The 16,617-nt window shown below is 71.6% G+C and carries 12 protein-coding genes and 1 tRNA gene; 6 read left to right on the forward strand and 7 right to left on the reverse strand.

All coding sequences use genetic code 11. The features are described 5' to 3' along the window. Nucleotides 1-382: 382 nt before the first annotated feature. Both ACFVS9_RS27760 and ACFVS9_RS27765 read left to right on the forward strand, forming a co-directional pair. Nucleotides 383-1,261 (forward strand): septum formation family protein, encoded by an 879-nt coding sequence (locus ACFVS9_RS27760; protein WP_389936500.1) that lies wholly within the window; start codon nucleotides 383-385, stop codon nucleotides 1,259-1,261. Nucleotides 1,262-1,728: 467 nt separating this feature from the next. Beyond that, entirely contained in the window at nucleotides 1,729-2,529 is an 801-nt protein-coding gene (locus tag ACFVS9_RS27765) for an N-formylglutamate amidohydrolase (RefSeq protein WP_389936503.1), read from the forward strand. A gap of 9 nt (nucleotides 2,530-2,538) precedes the next feature. Here the strand turns inward: ACFVS9_RS27765 and ACFVS9_RS27770 are convergent, their stop codons facing one another. The 7 genes from ACFVS9_RS27770 to ACFVS9_RS27800 all read right to left on the reverse strand — a co-directional run bounded on the left by ACFVS9_RS27770 (nucleotide 2,539) and on the right by ACFVS9_RS27800 (nucleotide 9,447). Continuing rightward, nucleotides 2,539-2,973: a VOC family protein gene (locus tag ACFVS9_RS27770; protein ID WP_383115961.1), complete on the reverse strand. Its 435-nt coding sequence runs from the start codon at nucleotides 2,971-2,973 to the stop codon at nucleotides 2,539-2,541. A gap of 329 nt (nucleotides 2,974-3,302) precedes the next feature. Then, a complete protein-coding gene (gene rbsD / locus ACFVS9_RS27775; RefSeq protein ID WP_383116745.1) occupies nucleotides 3,303-3,692 on the reverse strand; it encodes a D-ribose pyranase in 390 nt (129 codons plus the stop codon). After that, a complete protein-coding gene (locus tag ACFVS9_RS27780) occupies nucleotides 3,689-4,627 on the reverse strand; it encodes a ribokinase (RefSeq protein WP_389936506.1) in 939 nt (312 codons plus the stop codon). The genes rbsD and ACFVS9_RS27780 overlap by 4 nt, the downstream gene beginning before the upstream one ends. Nucleotides 4,628-4,647: 20 nt before the next feature. Beyond that, entirely contained in the window at nucleotides 4,648-6,612 is a 1,965-nt protein-coding gene (locus ACFVS9_RS27785) for a substrate-binding domain-containing protein (RefSeq protein WP_383116743.1), read from the reverse strand. Continuing rightward, nucleotides 6,602-8,149 carry a sugar ABC transporter ATP-binding protein gene (locus ACFVS9_RS27790; RefSeq protein ID WP_389936509.1) on the reverse strand — a complete coding sequence of 516 codons (1,548 nt, stop codon included), beginning with the start codon at nucleotides 8,147-8,149 and terminating at the stop codon, nucleotides 6,602-6,604. Before ACFVS9_RS27790 ends, ACFVS9_RS27785 begins: the two co-directional genes overlap by 11 nt. Further along, the gene (locus tag ACFVS9_RS27795) at nucleotides 8,146-9,162 is read right to left on the reverse strand and encodes a LacI family DNA-binding transcriptional regulator (RefSeq protein WP_383116741.1); all 1,017 of its coding nucleotides are present in this window, start codon (nucleotides 9,160-9,162) and stop codon (nucleotides 8,146-8,148) included. Before ACFVS9_RS27795 ends, ACFVS9_RS27790 begins: the two co-directional genes overlap by 4 nt. Before the next feature lie 197 nt (nucleotides 9,163-9,359). After that, nucleotides 9,360-9,447: transfer RNA gene (locus ACFVS9_RS27800), tRNA-Leu, on the reverse strand. A gap of 187 nt (nucleotides 9,448-9,634) precedes the next feature. On the opposite strand from ACFVS9_RS27800, the gene ACFVS9_RS27805 reads away from it, so the two are divergent. The 4 genes from ACFVS9_RS27805 (at nucleotide 9,635) to ACFVS9_RS27820 (ending at nucleotide 16,546) form a co-directional block, all read left to right on the forward strand. Then, entirely contained in the window at nucleotides 9,635-10,972 is a 1,338-nt protein-coding gene (locus tag ACFVS9_RS27805; RefSeq protein WP_389936512.1) for a DUF2254 domain-containing protein, read from the forward strand. A 471-nt stretch (nucleotides 10,973-11,443) separates the two neighbouring features. Then, nucleotides 11,444-13,135 carry a thiamine pyrophosphate-binding protein gene (locus ACFVS9_RS27810; protein ID WP_389936515.1) on the forward strand — a complete coding sequence of 564 codons (1,692 nt, stop codon included), beginning with the start codon at nucleotides 11,444-11,446 and terminating at the stop codon, nucleotides 13,133-13,135. 13 nt (nucleotides 13,136-13,148) lie between these two features. Further along, a complete protein-coding gene (frc, locus tag ACFVS9_RS27815) occupies nucleotides 13,149-14,387 on the forward strand; it encodes a formyl-CoA transferase (protein ID WP_389936518.1) in 1,239 nt (412 codons plus the stop codon). Nucleotides 14,388-14,389: 2 nt separating this feature from the next. Continuing rightward, complete coding sequence (locus tag ACFVS9_RS27820; RefSeq protein ID WP_383116737.1) at nucleotides 14,390-16,546, forward strand: acetate--CoA ligase family protein; 2,157 nt, start codon at nucleotides 14,390-14,392, stop codon at nucleotides 16,544-16,546. Nucleotides 16,547-16,617: the final 71 nt, after the last annotated feature.

Raw genomic sequence — 16,617 nt, forward strand, 5'->3', positions numbered from 1 at the left:
AGGCGGGAGCGCCTGGGGTCACGCGTGGAGGTACGGGCCGAGGGCTCCTGCCCGGACCGAGCCCGTCGTCGTCACGGCCGGAGTACCGGCGCCGGGACCTGAGGGCTGTCCGGGCTGTCCGGGCTGTCCGGGCTGTCCGGGCAACGGAACGCCCGGGCGGCCCTCAGGGGCTCAACTCGCCGCGCCAGGAACGCGTACGCGCGAACTTTCATGGTTGACTGGGTTCACACGCATTTCACTGAACTCCACACCACTCCAGGTCAATCACTGTGATCAGATGGCCGCGCATCGTATGGGAATCATCCGTGCACAGCACGGTCACACTTATGCCATACGATGCGCACATCAGTTCACAGCTCTTCCGTTTGAGGATGTCCACGTCATGTTCTTCGGTGTCACGTCCCGTTCAGCGCGCGGCATATCCGCAGCCGTCGCCCTTCTCGCGATCGGCGCGGTGGGCTGCGCCGACGCCATCGACAGCGCCAAGGCCGGTGCCAAGAAGGCCGTTCGTCAGCGTTCGGTCTTCTCCCTCGCTCCGGGCGACTGCTACAACCCCAACAGCGGGATGACCGAGAGCGAGGAGTTCAGCGTCGAGATCGTGCCGTGCGAGGAGGCCCACGAGGGCCAGGTCGTCGGTGAGTTCGACATCTCCGGGGAGTCGGAGTACCCCGGTGAGGACGGCGCGACGAAGATAGCCGACGAGCGCTGCCCTGCCGAGTCCCAGAAGTTCATGGCGGACACCTGGGCGGTGCCGGAGGGCGTCGAGCTGTTCTACTACTACCCCACCAGCCAGAGCTGGAAGACCGGCGACCGGGCCGTGAGCTGCACGTACGCCAAGGAGTCGGGGACGTTCTCCGGTTCCCTCCAGAACAAGTCCCTGACCGCCGATCAGCTCGCCTACCTGAAGGGCTCGAACGGCGTCTACGAGGCGCTCTGGAGCAACCAGCCCGAGGCGGAGCAGGTCGAGGACGACCTTGCGGGCTACAAGAAGCAGGCCGCGGCGGTCTCCGCGGCGCTGAACACCCACCTGACGTCCCTGAAGGGCGTGGAGCAGCCGGAGACCGTCAAGCTCCGCTCCCAGCTCGAGGAGACCGCGGGCGCGTGGAAGAAGGCCGCCTCGGCCGGCAACACGGACGACTTCTACGTCGCCTACGACCTGGCCTTCACGGGCATCGACCCGAACAAGACGGTCGCCGCCCGCAAGGAGCTGAAGCTCGCCACCACCGTCCCGAAGGAGGACGCCGAGGTCTGGGCGAGCTGACCCCTTCCGTGCGGGCCGTCGTCCGGTACCGGGCGACGGCCCGCACGGCTGAGTACAGCCGTCGACGGCGGCCTGCCTGCCACACCCCGCCGGGGGCGGCCTGCCCCGGGAGGCCCCTGCCCCGGGAGACGACCTTGCCGTGCGGGCCCCCCGCCCCGGGGAGTCGCCCAGCCCGTGCGGGCGACCCGGCCGGGGGGGCCGCCGATCGGGGGAGGCGGCCCGGCCGCAGGGGCGACGTGGCAGGGAAGAGGCCTGCCATCACCGGCCGGTCCGTCCGGGGAGGCGGCCCGGCCGGCCGGGGCCGGTCCACGCGGTCGCGGCCGTGCCTGCCACCTCGCCCGTCACCTCCCCTGCCACCTCGCGCGGCGGGCGCAACCAGGTGACGGGGTAACGTCGTTCGCGTGGCCGCTCCCGAGCCGGCCGCTCCCCTCCCGACACGCGCCCCCGCGCCCGCACGAGGTCCGGTCTTGAGCCAAGAACCCTCCCCGTTCCAGTTGCTGCCCGGCGCCGCCGCTTCCCCGGTGCTGCTGCACGTCCCGCACTCCTCCCGGGTCATCCCGCCACGGGTGCGCGACGGCATCGTGCTCGATGACGCGGCGCTGGAGGCCGAGCTCGACCACATCACGGACTCGCACACGGCCGAACTCGCCTCCCTCGCGGCAAGGTTCAGCGCGACGACCCCCTGGCGCCTCGTCAACGGCCTGTCCCGGCTGGTCGTCGACCCCGAGCGGTTCCCCGACGAACGGGAGGAGATGCTGGCCTCCGGTATGGGCGCGGTGTACACCCGCACCACGCATCAGGAGCGGCTCCGGCCGCCGGGGGCGGATCCGGAACCGCTGCTCGACCGCTACTTCCACCCCTACGCCCGGGCGATGACCGCCGCGGTCGACGAGCGGCTCGCCGCCGCAGGGCGAGCCGTCGTCATCGACGTCCACTCCTATCCGTCCGCCGCGCTCCCGTACGAACTGCACGGATCCGGCCCGCGCCCTCCCGTCTGTCTGGGCACCGACGACTTCCACACTCCCCCGGCACTGCGGGCCCTGGCGGAGGCGGCTTTCGGCGGATTCGGCGGCACGGGGCTGGACAGCCCCTTCTCCGGCACGTACGTGCCCCTGAAGCACTACGGGGCGGATCCACGGGTCGGCGCGCTGATGATCGAGATCCGGCGCGACCAGTACATGAGCGAGCCCGGCGGCCCGGCGGGCCCCGGGCTCGGCGCACTCGCGTCAGCACTGGCCACGCTGGTGGACGCGCTCACCGGCGGGTGACGAGGCCGGCTACCTGGGGCGGGCGTAGGGCCGGGTCATGATCTCCATGTTGTGCCCGTCCGGGTCCTTGAAGTAGGCCCCACGGCCCCCGAAGAGGTGGTTGGTCCGGCCGGGTTCGGTGTGATGGGGATCGGCGTAGTAGGTGACCCCGAGCGCCCGGAGCCGGTCGATCATGGTGTCGAACCGCGCGTCGGGCACGAGGAAGGCGTAGTGCTGCGACTGCACCGGCTCGTCGCGCATCTCGTAGTAGTCGAGCGTCACGCCGTTGCCCAGATCGACGGGCAGGAACGGCCCGAACGGTGCTCCGACCTCAAGGCCCAGCACCACGGCGATGAACTCCGCCGACAGGCTGCGGTCGGTGGCGTACACGGCGTGGTGGTTCAACTGGACTTCGGCGACGCCCTGCTGCGTCGCGTGTGCGTCCTGCTGCTGCGGGTGGGACATGTCTGATACGTCTCCGTGTCGTGGATTCCGCTGGGAACGGGCGCCTCTCAGGGGCGCCGGGCGGGGAAGCACGACAGGGCGGCGGGGCTCGGGCCCGCCAGACACTCACTCAGCAGCCGGGCACCTCTCGCATGCGTGGCCCGTGGCCGACCCGGCAGTCATGCATGTCAGCCTAACGGAACGGCCGTTCGGCCACGCCGGAACCGGCGGAAGGGGACTCCGCGCGACGAACCTCCGCGCGACGAACCTCCGGCCGGCGACGGAACGGCCCGGGACCGCCGTAGCCCGCCCGGATCGGCCCGGGCGGGCTACGGCGTCGGAGGACGGCGTCAGAAGAAGACCCCGCACCTCAGCAGCACGTTCGCGTACGGGCGGGCCTCACCGGTCCGTACGACCAGGCGGGCGGACGCCGTGCGCGCCTTGAGCTCCTCGTGCGGCACGTACGTCAGCCCGGGGAGGCGCGCGGTCAGCAGGCCGGCGGCCTCCGGGTTGGCTTCCGCCACCTCCTCGGCGGCCGTCGCCCCCTCCACGGCCAGTTCGCCCAGCAGCCCGTCGAGGACCTCGGCGAAGGACGGGACCCCTGCCCGGAAGGCCAGGTCCACCACCCGGGGTCCCGGCGGGATGGGCATGCCGACGTCGCACACCAGGACGCCGTCGCCGTGGCCGAGTTCGGCCAGGGCCCCCGCGAGGTGGCGGTTCAGGATGCCGGACTTCTTCACAGTGCCAGGACCTCTTCCAGGGTCGGGAAGGACGCCTGGGCGCCTTCCTTGGTGACGGCTGCCGCGCCGACCCGTACGGCGAACGCGGCGGCGTCGGGGAGGGTCTCACCCAGGCCGAGCCGCCAGGCGAGAGCTGCGGTGAACGCGTCACCGGCACCCGTGGTGTCCACGGCCTCGACGCGGGGGCTGGGCACCCGTACGGGGCTGCCGCCGCGGGTGTCGGAGACCAGGGCGCCCTCCGCGCCCAGGGTGATCACCACCGACCTCGGCCCGAGGGCGGTGAGCCCTCGCGCCCAGGACTCCGGGGTGGCGCCCGCCGAGGCACCGAGGATGGAGCGGGCCTCGTGCTCGTTGACCACCAGCGGGTCGCAGGCGGCCAGTACCTCGCCGGGGAGCGGGGCGGGCGGGGAGGGGTTGAGGACCAGACGGGCGTCAGGTCCCAGCGCGCGGGCGGTCTCCGCGACGGTGTCCAGCGGGATCTCCAGCTGGACGGAGACGACACGGGCCGACGCGACCAGGGCTCCGGCGGCCCTGACGTCCTCCGGGGTCAGCCGGGCGTTGGCCCCCGGCGACACGACGATGCTGTTGTCCCCCGAGGGGTCGACGGTGATGAGGGCGACGCCGGTCGGGGCCCCGCCGACGAGGACTCCGCCTGTGTCGACGCCCGCCTCCCGCTGCGAGGCCCGCAGCAGCCGCCCGTGGGCGTCGTCGCCCACGCGGGCGAGCAGCGCCGTACGGGCCCCGAGTCGGGCGGCGGCGACCGCCTGGTTGGCGCCCTTGCCGCCGGGGTGGACGACGAGGTCGGAGCCGAGCACCGTCTCACCGGGCCCTGGGCGGCGTTCGACGCCCACGACCAGGTCGGCGTTGGCCGAGCCGACGACGAGGAGGTCGTGCCCCGGGGTCCCGGAGGGGGCGGAGTCTTCGTTCCCGTACATCTGGATGGTGCCTTCCGTGATCAGGAGAAGTCGGCGACGTTCTGCCGGGTGACGACCTTGACCGGTACCTTCACCATGCTGTCGAGCTTCTTGCCGTCGGCCGCCCGGACCGCGTTGCGGACGGCGATCTTCCCGAGTTCGGCGGGCTGCTGGGCCACGGACGCGTACAGGGTGCCCGCCTCGACGGCCGTCAGACCGTCGGGGGTTCCGTCGAAGCCGACGACGGAGACGGACTTCCCGGCCTTGCTGCCCAGCGCCTTGACCGCGCCGAGGGCCATCTCGTCGTTCTCGGCGAAGACACCGGTGATGCCGGGGTGGGACTGGAGCAGGTTGGTCATGACGTCCAGGCCCTTGGTGCGGTCGAAGTCGGCCGGCTGGGTCGCCACGACCTTGATGCCCGGGTAGGCCTTGATGCCTTCGGCGAAGCCCGCGCCGCGTTCACGGCTGGCGGAGGTTCCCGCGGTGCCCTGGAGGACGATGATGCTGCCCTTGCCCCCGAGCCGGTCGGCGAGGGACCGGGCGGCGAGCTTGCCGCCCGCCACGTTGTCGGAAGCGACGAGGGTCGCGGTCTCGGCCTTGTTGACCCCCCGGTCGGCGGCGACCACCGGGATCCCGGCCTTGTTGGCGCCTCGGACACCGGGGCCGACCGCGTCGGAGTCCACCGGGTTGACGATGACGGAATCCACTCCTGAACTGGTGAAGTTCTCCAGCTGGTTGGCCTGCTGGGAGGCGTCGTTCTGGGCGTCGGTGACGGTGAGGTCGACCCCGGCCGCCTTGGCCTCCTCCTGCGCGCCCTCCTTCATCTGGACGAAGAAGGGGTTGTTCAGGGTGGAGAGCGACATGCCCACCTTGGTGGTGGTGCCGGAGGACCCCGGCTTGAAGAAGGTCACGGCGGCGACGACGGCGGCCACGCAGATGACGGCGATGCCGATCCGCGTCGCTCCCCTGCGGCCCTTCCCCGGGCCTCCTGGGGCGGCGGACGAGCCGCCCGCGGTCGCGGCTCCGGAACCGGCCTTGCGGCGCAGGGTGTCGAGCAGTACGGCGAGGGCGATGACGACGCCGATGACGACCTGCTGCCAGAAGGCGGACACGGAGAGGAGGTTGAGGCCGTTGCGCAGCACCGCGAGGATCAGTGCGCCGATCAGGGTGCCCGATGCCTTGCCGACGCCGCCCGCGAGGCTGGCGCCTCCGATGACGACCGCGGCGATGGCGTCGAGTTCGTACCCCTGCGCGGCCTGCGGCTGCGCGGAGACCAGGCGGGAGGCGAGGACGATTCCGGCGACGGCGGCGAAGAGGCCGGACAGGGCGTAGATGGCCAGCTTCTGCTTCTTGACGCGGAGTCCGGAGAGCCGGGCGGCCTCCTCGTTGCCGCCGATGGCGTACATGGAGCGGCCGATGTAGGTGCGGGCGAGGATGAGCGCCGCTATCAGGCCCATGGCGATCATCACGAGGACCGGGACGGGCAGCCAGCCGCCGAGCGTGTCACCGAGGACGGAGACGGAGTCGGGGAAGGGGATCGGCCGGCCCTGGGAGATGACCAGGGACAGGCCGCGGGCCACCGAGAGCATGGCCAGCGTCGCGATGAACGAGGGCAGCTTGCCGTAGGCGACGAGGGCCCCGCTGACGAAGCCGCAGGCGAGGCCGGTGGCGACGGCGAGTACGACCGCCAGCCAGACGGGTACGCCCGCCGATGTCGCCGACCAGGCGAGGACGGTGGCCGACAGCGCGGCGACCGAGCCGACGGAGAGGTCGATGCCCGCCGAGACGATGACGAAGGTGACACCGAACGCGAGGATCGCGGTGACCGCCGCCTGCACGCCGACGTTCAGGAGGTTCTGGGTGGTGAGGAAGTCGCCGGAGAGCAGCGACATCGCCACCAGGAGGACGACCAGCGCGCTGAGGGCGCCGTTGTCGAGCAGGAGGCGGCGGAGGGTGTGTGCGGCGCCGCCCGTGCCCGCCTTGCCCGGATGCGTGTCAGTGGCCACGGGGGCTCTCCTCTGCGTTCTCTGTGTGCCCGGTGGGCTCGGTGACGGGTGCGGCGCTGACGGCGAGTGCCATCACGGCGTCCTGGGTGGCTTCGTGTGCGGGGAGTTCTCCGGCGATGCGGCCCTGGGCCATGACCAGCACCCGGTCGCTCATGCCGAGGACCTCGGGAAGGTCGCTGGAGATCATCAGGACGGCGTGGCCGGAGGCCGTCAGCTCGTTGATGAGCTGGTAGATCTCGACCTTGGCGCCGACGTCGATGCCGCGCGTCGGTTCGTCGAGGATCAGCACCCGGGTGTCGGCCAGGAGCCACTTCCCGATGACGACCTTCTGCTGGTTGCCGCCGGACAGGGTGCGCACGTGCTGGCCGAGCCCGGCCATCCGTACGCCGAGCTGCTCGGCGATGCGGGCGGCGGCGGTGCGCTGCCCCTTGACGTCGACGATTCCCGAGCGGGTCGCCGAGCGGAGGGTGACGAGCCCGAGGTTCTCCTGCACGGAGGCGTCGAGCACGAGGCCCTGCCCCTTGCGGTCCTCGGGGACGAGCCCGATCCCGGCGCCCATGGCGGCGGTCACGTCGTGCTTGCCCAGCCGCTCGCCGAGGACGTCGACGGTGCCGGTGTCGTAGGGGTCGGCGCCGAAGACGGCGCGGGCCACCTCGGTGCGGCCCGCCCCGACGAGTCCGGCGAGGCCGACGACCTCACCGGCCTTCACGTCGAAACTGATGTCGTGGAACACACCGTCGCGGGTGAGACCGCGCACGGACAGCAACGGCGGCCCGGTTTCCGGGCGTTCACGCGGGTACTGCTGGTCGATGCTGCGTCCCACCATGAGCTGGACGAGTTCGGCCTCGGGGGTCGAGGCGGGCACCTGGTCGATGCTCCGGCCGTCACGCAGGACGGTGACGCGGTCGCCGAGCGCGGCGATCTCGTCGAGGTGGTGGGTGATGAAGACGACGCCCACGCCGTCCGCGCGCAGCTGCCGCACGATGCCGAAGAGCTTGTCGACCTCCTCGGAGGTGAGGACGGCGGTCGGTTCGTCCATGATCAGGACGCGGGCGTCCAGACTGAGGGCCTTCGCGATCTCGACCATCTGAAGCCGGGCGATGCCCAGTTCACGGACCCTGGTCCTCGGCGGGAGGCTCAGGCCCACCCGGCGCAGCAGCACCTCGGCGTCGGCCTCCATGCGCCGTCGGTCGATCATGCCGAAGCGGCGGGGCTGGCGGCCGAGGAAGATGTTCTCGGCGACCGTCAGATCGGGGACCAGGTTGAACTCCTGGTAGATCGTGGCGATCCCGAGCTTCTCGGCGTCCTGTGCGCCGTGGATGCGGACCTCCTGTCCGGCGGCGAAGATCCGGCCGGCGTCCGGGCGGTAGGCGCCGGAGAGCATCTTGATGAGGGTGCTCTTGCCCGCGCCGTTCTCGCCGAGGAGGACGTGCACTTCGCCGCTGCGCAGGTCGAAGTCGACGCTGTCCAGGGCGACGACGCCGGGGAAGGTCTTGCGTACGCCCTCGATGCGCAGCAACTCGGCTGATTCGCTCACTCGTTGCTCCCGGAGGTGGAGGTGCTCTCGCCGCAGGAGCCGCGTACGACGAGGCGGGCGGGCAGGGTGACGGACTGCGGGGGGCGGCCCTCGACGATGTCGACCAGTGCGCGCACGGCGGCACGGCCGAGGTCGCCCGTCGGCTGGGCGATGGCGGTGATCGGCGGGCCCGTGTGGACGAACCACGGGATGTCGTCGAAGGCCGCTATCCCGATGTCCTCGGGGACCCGGAGACCGCGTGCGCGGATGGCGTCCAGGGCGCCGAGTGCCATGAGGTTGTCGGCGGCGAAGACGATCTCGGGCGGTTCGGGGAGCGACAGGAAGTGCTCGGTGGCGCGCCGGCCGCTGTCGGCCTGGAAGTCGCCCTGCCCGATGTAGGCGTCCGGAAGGGCGAGTCCGTGGGCCCGCATCGCCTCCCGGAAGGCCTCGACGCGTTCGTTGCCCGTGGTGGTGGCGGCCGGGCCCGCGATGATGGCGAGCCTGCGGTGGCCCAGCGCGTGGAGGTGGGCGACCAGGTCCTGGATCGCCCGGTGGCCGTCCGCGCGCACGACCGGGATGTCCACGCCGGGGATCCAGCGGTCGACGAAGACCATCGGGGTTCCGGTGCGGGCGACGTCCAGCAGCAGCGGGGACTCCCCGTCGGCGGGCGAGACCAGGAGTCCGTCGATCCTGCGGTCCAGGAGCGTACGGACGTGGTGGTCCTGCTGTTCGGGCCGCTCGTCGGCGTTGCCGATGATCACGCTGTAGCCGAGGGCGCGGGCCTCCTCCTCCACGGAGCGGGCCAGCGCGGTGAAGTACGGGTTGAGTACGTCACTGATGACGAGCCCGAGCGTGCGTGTCTGGTCGGTGCGCAACGAGCGGGCCACGGCGTTGGGCCGGTAGCCGAGGGCGTCGACGGCGGCGAGGACGCGGCCGCGTGCGTCCGGGCTGACGGAGGGATGGCTGTTGAGGACACGGGAGACCGTGGCGACAGAGACTCCCGCCTGGGCCGCGACATCCTTGATGCTCGCCATTTCCGGACCACCTCCTTGTGGTTTCCGTGAGCCTCGAAACCAGCGGAACGAGCCGTGGAATCGATTACACGGATGATTGGAATCGATTACATGGCCGAAAACAAGTACCCAGGGACAGGACGAGACCGGATCGTGACGCAAGGCCGGGGGTGCACCCGGGACACGCAAAAGGACCCCAGTTCGACTGGGGTCCCTGCTGGTGTCCGAGGGGGGACTTGAACCCCCACGCCCGATAAAGGGCACTAGCACCTCAAGCTAGCGCGTCTGCCATTCCGCCACCCGGACAAGGTGTCTGCCGCTCCGGGGTTTCCCCTGGCGACAAAGAAAACAATACCAGGGGTTTGGGGTGGCTCTCACCTGCGTTTTCCGTGGTCAGTGCGGTGCGGGCCCTTCCGGACGAACCCGGGGCCGACATGTGCGCGTACCGTGGCGAATCGCGTACGCACCGTCACGGCGGGCTACCTTCGCGGGCATGAGTGGCAAGAGCGGCCCCGGCGGCGCCAGCGGACGCGTCCACCGGTCGCCCCACGTAGCGGCCGCGTTGCGCGAGCGGCTGCGCGACACCTTCTGGTTCGCGCCGACGGCCGGGCTCGTGTGCGCCGTCGCGCTCTGGTGGGTCCTCTCGGATCTGGACACCAGGATCGTCGCGCACCTCAAGAACGAGGGAGCGTACGCGGAACTCGGCGACCTCCTCGCCTTCGCCATGGACGCCCGGACGATCGTCACCACGGTCAGCGCGGCCATGATGACGTTCATCGGTGTCGTCTTCTCCATCTCGCTGGTGGCCGTGCAGATGGCGAGCGGGCAGCTCACCCCGCGCGTCGTCCGGATCTTCGTGCGGAGCAGGATCAGCAAGCTCACCCTGACGGTGTTCCTGGCGACCTTCGCCTTCTCGCTGCTCGTCCTGACCTCGTACGAGGGCGGAGCGGAGCCCGATCCCCGGCGGGTGACCTCGGCACCCCTGGTGCAGAGCCTGCTGACCCTGGGTCTGGTCGGTCTGAGCCTCCTGCTCTTCGTCGCCTACGTCTCGTCCACCCTGAGGCTGATGCAGGTCGGTCCCGTCCTCGACCACATCACCCGCGAGTCGCTCCGGGCGCTGGCGCGACAGCCGCACGGGCCGGCGGACCGGCTGCCGCCGGGGCCCGGTGCGGTACACGTCCCGCACCGGGGGCGGGCGGGGGTGCTGCGGGACGTGGCGGTGGCGCGGCTGGTGCGGGCGGCGCGGCGGCAGGGGGCCGTGCTGCGCCTGGTGCCCCGGGCCGGCGACTTCGTGGTGCCGGGCACACCGGTGCTCACCGTGCACGGCGGCGCCGCCCCGTCGTCGCGCACGGTGGGCCGCGCCCTCTCGGTCGGGGTCGAGCGGAGCCCGCACCAGGATCCGGCCTTCGGTCTGCGCCAGTTGTCGGACATCGCGCTGCGGGCCCTGTCACCGTCGCTGAACGATCCGACCACCGCCGTGCAGTGCGTGGACCGGATCGTGCAGTTCCTCTCCGCGGCCGTCGTCCTGCCGCTCACCGCGCTGCACCACCGGGACCGCCGGGGCGACGTGCGCCTCGTCCAGGAGGTGCCGGGGTGGACGGACCTGGTGGATCTGGCGTTCGAGGAGATCCGGTCATGTGCGGCCGCGAGCCCGCAGGTCACACGGCGGCTGCTGGCGGGGCTCGACGACCTGCTGTCGCTCGCCCCCGAGGAACGCCGGAAGCCGCTGCTCAGGCACCGCGCGCTCCTCGTGGAAGCGGTGGAGCGCACGGTGCCGGAGGCGGCGGGGCGGGCGTTCGCGCTGCGCCCGGACCGTCAGGGCATCGCCTGAGCGGCGCGGCCACCGCCTGAGGCGACGGCCGGGTGGACCGCCCGGCGGCCGCTCATCCCCCTGCCGCGGGTCACGGCCCGTACGAGCCGTCCGCCGCCTCCCGGCGCGCCCCGCCGGGAGGCCCCGATCCCGCCGGACACCACCTCGCGCCCACCCCGCGGACAGGGCTTGTCGTGACCGGCCCTGAAGGCGCCGCCCGTGCTCGCCTCCGGGCCGCTACGACCGGGGCGCGCCGTCCGACGGCGGTCACGGCTGCCCGGTGCCCGGCCCCCGCGCCGGCCGGGACGACGGCGCCGACCGGTCCCATGGCCGATACCGGCCGCGCCGAAGGCCGAATGCCGCACGCCCCCTGGACACCACCCGCCGGATGCGGGATAACGAGTTTCATACAGTATTCGTCGACTGTATGCAATGTGCGCGGGAGCGGCGGACCGGCTCCCGCGCTCCCCTACGAAGGGACAGGACATCGCCATGCCCGAGGACAGCCAGGACAACCAGAACCTCGTCTCCGGTGGGCACTTGGTCGCCAAGGCACTCAAGGCGGAGGGGGTGGAACGCGTCTACACCCTCTGCGGCGGCCACATCATCGACATCTACGACGGCTGCGTGGACGAGGGCATCGAGGTCGTGGACGTACGGCACGAGCAGGTGGCCGCCCACGCGGCCGACGGCTACGCCCGGATCACCGGCAGGCCGGGGTGTGCCGTGGTCACCGCGGGGCCCGGGACGACGGACGCCGTGACGGGTGTCGCCAACGCCTTCCGGGCGGAGTCCCCGATGCTCCTGATCGGCGGTCAGGGAGCGCACACCCAGCACAAGATGGGCTCGCTCCAGGACCTGCCGCACGTCGACATGATGACGCCCGTCACCAAGTTCGCGGCGACCGTGCCGGACACCGCGCGGGTGGCGGACATGGTCTCGATGGCGTTCCGGGAGTGCTACCACGGGGCGCCCGGGCCCTCGTTCCTGGAGATCCCGCGCGATGTGCTCGACGCGAAGGTCCCCGCGGCCGGGGCGCGCGTCCCCGAGCCGGGCCTGTACCGCGCGTCCACCCGGTCGGCCGGCGACCCGGCCGACATCGAGAGGCTCGCCGACCTGCTCGTGCACGCCGAGAAGCCCGCCATCCTGCTGGGCAGCCAGGTCTGGACGACGCGCGCCACGGACTCCGCCACCGAACTCGTCCGGACCCTCGGCATCCCCGCGTACATGAACGGCGCGGGCCGCGGCACCCTGCCGCCCGGCGACCCGCACCACTTCCAGCTCTCACGGCGCTACGCGTTCTCCCAGGCCGACCTGATCGTGATCGTGGGCACCCCCTTCGACTTCCGGATGGGCTACGGCAAGCGGCTCTCGCCGCACGCCACCGTCGTGCAGATCGACCTCGACTACCGCACCGTGGGCAGGAACCGCGACGTGGACCTCGGGATCGTCGGTGACGCCTCCGTCGTCCTCAAGGCCGTCACGGAGGCCGCGAGCGGACGGCTCGACGACGGGTCCGCCCTGCGCAAGGCGTGGCTGGACGAACTGCGCGCGGCCGAGCGGACGGCGGTCGAGAAGCGGCTGCCGCAGCTGAGGTCGAACGCCTCGCCCATCCACCCCTACCGCCTGGTCAGCGAGATCAACGACTTCCTGACCGAGGACTCCGTCTACATAGGCGACGGCGGCGACATCGTCACCTTCTCCGGCCAGGTCGTCCAGCCCCGCACCCCCGGCCACTGGATGGACCCGGGCCCGCTCGGCACGCTCGGCGTCGGTGTGCCGTTCGTGCTGGCCGCCAAGCAGGCCAGGCCCGACAAGGAGGTGGTGGCGCTGTTCGGCGACGGCGCGTTCTCCCTCACCGGCTGGGACTTCGAGACCCTGGTCCGCTACGGCCTGCCCTTCGTGGGCATCGTCGGCAACAACTCCTCGATGAACCAGATCCGTTACGGCCAGAGGGCCAAGTACGGCGAGGAGCGCCAGCGGGTCGGCAACACGCTCGGGGACGTCCACTACGACAAGTTCGCCCAGATGCTGGGCGGTTACGGCGAAGAGGTGCGCGATCCCGCCGACATCGCGCCCGCGCTGCGCAGGGCCCGCGAGTCGGGCCTGCCCTCGCTCATCAACGTGTGGATCGACCCGGACGCGTACGCCCCGGGAACGATGAACCAGACCATGTACAAGTAGAGGAGCCGTCGTCATGACCAGAGCTCTTGAGGGCGTGCGCGTCCTCGACATGACCCATGTACAGTCCGGTCCCTCCGCGACCCAGCTGCTCGGCTGGCTCGGCGCCGACGTGGTCAAGCTGGAGGCGCCGGGCGGGGACATCACCCGCAGGCAGTTGCGCGATCTTCCCGGCGTCGACTCCCTCTACTTCACGATGCTCAACTGCAACAAGCGCAGCATCACCCTCAACACCAAGAGCGGGCGCGGCAAGGAGATCCTCACCGAGCTCATCCGCCGCAGCGACGTGATGGTGGAGAACTTCGGTCCGGGCGCCGTCGACCGCATGGGGTTCACCTGGGAACGGATCCAGGAGATCAACCCCCGTATCGTGTACGCCTCCATCAAGGGCTTCGGCGAGGGCCCCTACACCGGGTTCAAGGCGTACGAGGTGGTCGCGCAGGCCATGGGCGGCTCGATGGCCACCACGGGCTTCGCCGACGGCCCGCCGCTCGCCACCGGAGCGCAGATCGGCGACTCGGGCACCGGGATCCACGCGGTCGCCGGCATCCTGGCGGCCCTCTTCCAGCGCGAGAGCACCGGGCGCGGGCAGCGGGTGAACGTCGCGATGCAGCACGCGGTGCTCAACCTCTGCCGGGTCAAACTGCGCGACCAGCAGCGCCTGGAGCACGGGCCGCTCCCCGAGTACCCCGACGCGCAGGACACGGCCGGCGCCGACGAGGTGCCGCGCAGCGGCAACGCCAGTGGCGGCGGCCAGCCGGGGTGGGCGGTCAAGTGCGCGCCCGGCGGGCCCAACGACTACGTGTACGTCATCGTGCAGCCCGCCGGCTGGAAGCCGCTGTCGGAGCTGATCGGCCGGCCCGAGCTGGCGGACGACCCCGAGTGGGCGACACCGGAGTCGCGGCTGCCCAAGCTCGGCAAGATGTTCCAGCTGATCGAGGAGTGGTCGGCGACGCTCCCCAAGTGGGACGTGCTGGAGCGGCTCAACGCGCATGACATCCCGTGCGGGCCGATCCTCTCCACCAAGGAGATCGTGGCGGACGAGTCCCTCGCCGCCAACGGGATGGTCGTCCGGGTCGAGCACCCGGAGCGCGGCACGTTCACCACCGTCGGCAGCCCGCTGAAGCTGTCCGACTCCCCCGTCGAGATCGTCACCTCCCCGCTCCTGGGTGAGCACAACACGGAGGTCTACTCCGGCGAACTCGGCCTGGACGCCGAAGAACTGCGGCTGCTGAAGACGGACGGAGTCATCTGAGCATGACGACGACAGCCGGGGCACAGGAGCGGGAACAGGTCAGGGCGCTGCTCGACCGCGTCCGGGGCGAGGGGCGCGGCGCGCTCACCGCGCCGGAGGGGAAGACCGTCGCCGACGCGTACGGGATCACGGTGCCGGGCGAGGGCCTGGCGCGGGACGTCGACGAGGCGGTCGCGCTGGCCGACCGGCTCGGCGGGTCCGTCGTCCTCAAGATCGTCTCCCCCGACATCCCGCACAAGACGGAGGCGGGCGGCGTCGTGGTCGGGGTGTCGGGGGCCCAGGAGGTCCGCGCCGCGTTCTGCGCGGTGGTGAGGAACGCGCGGGCCTACGCGCCCGACGCGCGGATCGAGGGCGTACAGGTGCAGCAGCTCGTGCCGCCCGGCCAGGAGGTGATCGTGGGCGCGGTCACCGACCCGACGTTCGGGAAGGTGGTGGCGTTCGGTCTCGGCGGTGTGCTGGTCGAGGTGCTCAAGGACATCACCTTCCGGCTGGCACCGGTGACCGCCGACGAGGCGCGCTCGATGCTCGACTCGATCGGCGCCGCGGAGATCCTCCAGGGGGTGCGCGGGGCGCCGGCCGTGGACCGGTGGGCGCTGGCGGAGCAGATCCGGCGGGTGTCCCAGCTGGTCACGGACTTCCCGGAGATCGCCGAGGTGGACCTCAACCCGGTCATCGCGTCGCCGGAAGGGGCGGTCGCCGCCGACATCCGGATCCTGCTGGCGACCGGGGAGGCCACCGCCCGGAGGCGTTACGGCCGCGAGGAGATCCTCGTCTCGATGCGCCGGCTGATGGAGCCGCGTTCGGTGGCCGTCATCGGGGCATCCGACCAGCCGGGGAAGATCGGCAATTCGGTGATGCGCAACCTCATCGACGGCGGCTTCGGCGGCGAGATACATCCCGTGAACCCGAGGGCCGACGACATCCTCGGCCGCAAGGCGTACAGGAGTGTCACCGACATACCCGGTGAGGTGGACGTGGCGGTCTTCGCGATCCCCGCCGGGCTCGTCGCCGCGGCGCTCCGGGAGGTGGGCCGCAAGGGGATCCCCAACGCCGTGCTCATTCCGTCCGGCTTCGCCGAGACGGGCGAACAGGCCTTGCAGGACGAGATCGTGGCGGTCGGCGAGCGGTACGGCGTACGGCTGCTCGGCCCGAACATCTACGGCTACTACTCGACGTGGCAGGACCTGTGCGCCACGTTCTGCACCCCGTACGACGTCAAGGGGCCGGTGGCGCTCACCTCGCAGTCCGGCGGCATCGGGATGGCGATCCTGGGGTTCGCGCGGTCGACGGGGACGGGCGTGTCGGCGATCGTGGGGCTCGGCAACAAGTCGGACATCGACGAGGACGACCTGCTGACCTGGTTCGGCGAGGATCCGAACACCGAGTGCGTCGCGATGCACCTGGAGGACCTCAAGGACGGGCGGGCGTTCGTGGAGGCGGCACGGGAGACCGTGCCGAAGAAGCCGGTCGTGGTCCTGAAGGCGGGCCGCACGGCCGCGGGCGCCAGGGCGGCGGGCTCCCACACGGGCGCGCTGGCCGGGGACGACGCCGTCTACGACGACATCCTGCGGCAGGCCGGAGTGATCCGGGCCCCCGGGCTGAACGACATGCTGGAGTACGCGCGTGCGCTGCCCGTGCTGCCCGCCCCCCGGGGCGACAACGTCGTGATCATCACGGGGGCGGGCGGCTCCGGGGTGCTCCTGTCGGACGCGATCGTCGACAACGGGCTGTCTCTGATGGAGATCCCGCCGGACCTGGACACGGCGTTCAAGGCGTTCATCCCGCCGTTCGGGGCGGCCGGGAACCCGATCGACATCACGGGTGGGGAACCGCCGTCGACGTACGAGGCGACGATCCGGCTGGGGATGGAGGATCCGCGGATCCACGCCCTGGTGCTGGGGTACTGGCACACGATCGTCACGCCGCCGATGGTCTTCGCCGAGCTGACCGCCAGGGTGGTGGAGGAGTTCCGCGCCCGCGGGATCGAGAAGCCCGTGGTGGCGTCCCTGGCGGGTGACACGGAGGTCGAGGAGGCCTGCGCGTACCTGTTCGCGCGGGGGGTCGTCGCCTATCCGTACACCACGGAACTGCCGGTCGCCGTCCTCGGCGCGAAGTACAGGTGGGCCAGGGCCGCGGGGCTGCTGGGCGGTGGCCGATGACCTGATGACGGCGGCTCGGGACCCGGGGCCCGCGGTGTACCGCCCGTCCCGGGGCCCGCGCGAAGCGAGAA

Source organism: Streptomyces sp. NPDC058008 (assembly GCF_042886395.1).
Taxonomy (GTDB): domain Bacteria; phylum Actinomycetota; class Actinomycetes; order Streptomycetales; family Streptomycetaceae; genus Streptomyces.